A 2,852-nucleotide genomic window follows, 5' to 3' on the forward strand; every position below is an offset into this window, starting at 1 on the left:
CTCTTCGTCGATGGCCACCTTGCGCGTCATGGTGGCCTGCTTCTCTGCCCGGGTGCCAGTGCCGTCGCACGCAGCGACCGGGCGAACGCACGCTGATCAACTCGCTATATGAGGGGATCCCTCAGGTACAGCTCGGCGGCCCCTGTCAGCGGCCCTCCTCGACCCCTCTGCATCAGCCCTCACCCTCAACACCCCTCCCATTCGTCCTATGCGTTCGCGACTACACGGCCCAGGGCCGAGGCACACACACCGAATCCAGGCCTCGCGCGGCGGAAGACCAACCTTCCCTGCCTAAAACGCAAACCTGCACATATACAACCCACGGAGGGGGCCGCTTCGACTCAGTTGATATGAAAACCCTTAAGCGTTGTCTTTGCGGGCGCCATCAGACAACGGGGGATGTCCTGTTCACGCACTCACACTACGTTCCGATCTTGAAAGGGAAGCGCGGAGAGTACAGCGCGCTGAAGGAGTTGTACCCGAACGACTTGGCAGGACTTACGCCAGTCATTGAGGTGCCGCCCGTCGACTGGAACTGGGACGATGACGTGGCGAAGAAGACGGAGTTCGCCCACCTCACTTCCACGGTCGATAACCTGGTCAAGTACTGGGGCACGGACCGGCCCCTTTTCGTCGACGTGGAGACGGCGGACCTGAGCGACGCCGTCGAAGGCGACCCTGCTGGCCGAAGCCCTATCACGTGCCTTTTCGACCTCGCCCGCAGCAAGGGGCTGAAGCTCATCCCCGTGCTCGTGTCGACGGCGGACCCGGCCTCAATCGCGGCCGTCGCTGGCGCCTCAGCGAAAGACCAGCGCGGCGCGATGCTGCGCATCGTGAAAGACCACTTCTTCTCGCCCAATCTGCCGGCCCTGTTGACCAGCCGTGCTGGCCAACTCTCGCTCACGCCGAGCATGTTGGACCTGCTCATCGATCTGGAGGACGTCGACTCGGGTGCGGTGCAAGCCTACGTCGCCAGCGTCCCGATTCTCCTCGCGGCGCTTCCGCACCTGCCCACGTGGCGAACGCTTACGCTGGCGAGCTGCGCCTTCCCGGAGACCCTTGGGGCATTCACCGTTGGCGCTATCGGACGGACGCCGCGCGTGGACTGGCTGCTCTGGCGGCAGGTCTGCTCGCGCCTTGCTCCCGGGACCCGCAAGCCCACGTTCGCCGACTACGGGATCTCCTTCACGACCCTTGCGGAGATTGACCCGCGCGTCCTCAAGACGCCGCAGAACATCCGGTACACAGCCGACGCTGAGTGGCTGATTTTCAAGGGCGTCAACTTTAAGAAGAACGGTGGCGCGGGATTCATCGGCCTGTGCCAGCAACTGATCGCCCAGCCCGAGTTCATGGGGGCAGGCTTCAGCGAGGGTGACAGGTACATCGCCGGCTGCGCGACAGGCACCGAGAAGCCCGGCAACCCTGAGACGTGGCGGCGCGTCGGAACGAACCACCACCTCACGTTCGTCGTTCGTCAGATCGCCATCGCGTCCGCGACTTCAGCGCCAGCCGCACCCGGTTCTTCAACTGGTCATGGGGGAGCGACGCCGTAAGGCGCTCGTAGAGGACGGGCCGGGGCTTACTGCGGACACCAGCAGCGGCCCCGATGTCCTCTAACAACCGGAGCGCCTCGTCACGCCAGAGCAACCGCGCGACGGAGAGCGGTTGCTGCTCTGGGTTGGGGCGAGGAGCACGGTGGACCTCGACGGCCACCGTGCCGTCATCACGGGTTGTCGCCGCCAGCACGCCCCACCACTCCGGGATGAGCACCAGGGCCTTTTCGAGGTGCTTCCGCCCCACCACCAGCGTCGCCTTGTCCAGTACAGCGCTGTACGCCGTCACTTGGCGCGGCAGTCGCTCCAAGGTGTCGCGATCGCTCTTGAGTTCGTACCCGTGCAGTTCACCGTTAACGACGGCGACATCCACGCGAACATCGCCGTGCTCCAACCCAAGCTCGTCCAGGATAAGCGTGTCGGACTCGCCTGCATGGGCGGCGCGCAGGTCCCGCAGCAGTGCGGTGCGGACATCGATATCGCGCATACTCAGCCCTCATAGTTCAACAACCCCGGGATGAGCGATAACCTTCAGCGTCGCGAAGTTCACTGTCCCCCTACAGGATGAAAACTTGGTCACCCATGTCCCAGGCGGGCGACCAACCCCGCACGCGACGGCCCACTCCGGCGGTCAAGAGCGGGCCGCCAGCACTGCAGGCCGAAAGTCCAGCGGGCGCCGATGCCGGCCATCCGTTCGTGCCCGTTAGCTTCCGCGAAACCGAAGAGGCCCAGATTCTGCCGGATCCTCGCCCCGCCCTCCAGGCGCGCGTAGGCGCCCGTGAGGGAGGAGACGCCCGCCTGGGCCTCCAGGTTAGCCGGTCCGCACCGGCACGTCGCTCAGCACCCGCGACAGCCCCGCTCCCCCAAGAGAAGGCGGAGCCGGAGGAGAAGAGCCCGTCGTTTGCCGCGACGGTGGAGGAGCCGAAGAAGCAGTGCACGCCACGATTGGACTTTCGCGGGGCTGCTACGCAGGACGTTCGCGCTGGACGTGTGGGCCTGCGTGAGGTGTGGCGGCAGGCGTCGGGTGCTGGCGTACCTGACACAGCTCCCTGTGGGGTGAGCGCCATTCTGGAGCACCTGGGACTGCCCTCTGGGCCTGTGAAGCGGGCCCCAGCACAGGGCCCACCGCAATTGGCGGGGTGTTGAGGCTCAAGCAATCGCGCTGCTCCTGAAGCTCACGCCCCCTGCTGCCCCCTTGCTGGAGGGGTGTCTGGTTTGGCGTGTGCCCAAAGCAGGCTGCACCGCCTCTTCCTCGGCCTGGCGCACAGCTCGGCGGCACCCGTCAGCGGCCCTCCCGCC

2 protein-coding genes are annotated in these 2,852 nt (G+C 65.8%); one reads left to right on the top strand and one right to left on the bottom strand.

What is annotated here, in order from left to right:
• The first annotated feature begins 434 nt into the window (after positions 1–434).
• Positions 435–1,553 (top strand): beta family protein, encoded by a 1,119-nt coding sequence (locus D7W79_RS40925; RefSeq protein WP_158617181.1) that lies wholly within the window; start codon positions 435–437, stop codon positions 1,551–1,553.
• Here D7W79_RS40925 and D7W79_RS40930 read toward each other — a convergent pair.
• Complete coding sequence (locus tag D7W79_RS40930; RefSeq protein WP_120530607.1) at positions 1,459–2,040, bottom strand: sce7726 family protein; 582 nt, start codon at positions 2,038–2,040, stop codon at positions 1,459–1,461. The two genes, D7W79_RS40925 and D7W79_RS40930, sit on opposite strands and share 95 nt — an antisense overlap.
• Positions 2,041–2,852 lie beyond the last annotated feature (812 nt).

It is taken from the genome of Corallococcus exercitus (assembly GCF_003611585.1).
Taxonomy (GTDB): domain Bacteria; phylum Myxococcota; class Myxococcia; order Myxococcales; family Myxococcaceae; genus Corallococcus; species Corallococcus exercitus.